General features: G+C 63.7%; 2 protein-coding genes. Both read right to left on the reverse strand.

What is annotated here, in order from left to right:
• Nucleotides 1–690, reverse strand: a 690-nt coding sequence (locus ACT8II_RS09305) for a DNA gyrase subunit A (RefSeq protein WP_443813949.1), incomplete at its 3' end; no start/stop codon positions are given.
• Nucleotides 691–711: 21 nt separating this feature from the next.
• On the reverse strand, nucleotides 712–1868 hold a 1157-nt coding region (locus tag ACT8II_RS09310), incomplete at its 5' end, for a toprim domain-containing protein (RefSeq protein ID WP_443813947.1).

A 1868-nucleotide genomic window follows, 5' to 3' on the forward strand; every position in this document is an offset into this window, starting at 1 on the left:
CAAGTTGGGGAAGCGCGCGGGCAGGGCAGTGGGCTCAGCGAGGGACTCGTCGTAGTTGGGCTGCCAGTCGACCGTATCCTTCTGCAAGTCGCGCAGGAGCTCCATGGCGGGCTTTGCCAGGCGGGACTCGGTGTAACGCATGGCCGCCGCGCCATCGCCGTCGATGTTACCGAAATTGCCGTGACCGTCGATGAGCGGCGTGCGCATGGAGAACCACTGGGCAAGGCGAACCATCGTGTCGTAAACCGCGGAGTCGCCGTGCGGGTGGTACTTACCGATAACTTCGCCGACCGTCCACGCGGACTTCTTGTGTGGGCGGTTGGGGAAGATGCCGCTCTCGTTCATCGCGTACAGGATGCGGCGATGGACCGGCTTGAGGCCATCGCGCACATCGGGCAGAGCACGGGCGGTAATGACCGACATGGAGTACTCGATGAAGGACTGCTTCATCTCGCGGCCGAACTCGCTGATCTGCAGGGAGCCGCCGTTAACATCGGTGCCGGCGTCCTCGCCGCGGTCGTTGGCGCCAAAGCTCTCCTCGAGCTCCTCGTCGTCGCCCTCTTCCTCGTCGGAGTCGGCATCGGGGTCGTATCCGCCGTCCTCGTCCTCGTTCGCGCGGGCGAGCAGGCGCTTGAGGTCCTCGGGCATGCCCTCGGATGCGCCTTCGAACTCGCGCTCGTCGTTGTTCATATCGTCAGCCACGTGTTCTCCTTAAGCGTCCAAGAATCGAGCATCATGAGCATGCTTTTCGATGTATTCGCGGCGGTACCCGACCTCAGAACCCATGAGCTCGCGCACGGCGCGGTCGGCCACCACGGCGTCCTCGATGGTGACGCGCTGCAGAATGCGGGTCTTGGGGTCCATCGTGGTGCTCGCCAGCTGCTTGGGGTCCATCTCGCCGAGGCCCTTGTAGCGCTGGACGGTGTAGCCCTTGCGCTTTTTGGTGACCTTTCCGTTTGCCTGCTCGTCATCGCCCTCGTCGGGGTTGAGGCCGAGCGCGGCGATGGACTCGCGCAGAATCTCGTCCTCAGCCTGGCGTCCGTTGGGGTACACGTAGTGGATTTTGTTGCGGACCTTGATGCCGAAGATCGGCGGGCAGGCGACGTACACGTAGCCGGCATCGATGAGCGGGCGCATGTATTTGTAGAAGAACGTGAGCAGCAGGATGCGGATGTGCGCGCCGTCGACGTCGGCGTCGGTCATGATGATGATCTTGTGGTAGCGCGCCTTGGTGATGTCGAAGTCCCCGCCATCGCCGTTGCCGGTGGTCACGCCACAACCAATGGCGGTGATGAGGGACTGGATGGTACCGCTCGAGAACGCGCGGTGGTCACCCACGCGCTCGACGTTCAGAATCTTGCCGCGCAGGGGCAGGATCGCTTGGATGTCTCGGCGGCGGCCGTCCTTGGCTGAGCCGCCCGCCGAGTCGCCCTCGACGATGAAGAGCTCGGTCAACTCAGCGTCACGCACCGAGCAGTCGGCGAGCTTGCCGGGCAGGCTCGCGGTCTCGAGCAGGGATTTGCGGCGCGTGGCCTCGCGGGCCTTGCGGGCGGCGTTGCGGGCCTTGCTCGCCTGCTGCGCCTTCTTGATAATCTCGCGCGCCTGCTTGGGGTGTTCTTCCATGTAATCGGTGAACTGCTCGGCCACGATCTTGCGAACGAGGGTGCGCATGAAGGAGCTGCCGAGCTTCGCCTTGGTCTGGCCCTCGAACTGGGGGTCGGCCAGTTTGACGGAGACCACAGCGGTAAGACCCTCGCGAACATCGTCGCCGGTAAGGTTGGCATCCTTCTCCCTGAGGATGTTGTTCTTACGTGCATAATCGTTGATCACGCTGGTGAGGGCGGCATGCATATGGAGGGCTTCCGCAC

The sequence above is a fragment of the Collinsella sp. genome (assembly GCF_052346665.1).
Taxonomy (GTDB): Bacteria; Actinomycetota; Coriobacteriia; order Coriobacteriales; family Coriobacteriaceae; genus Collinsella.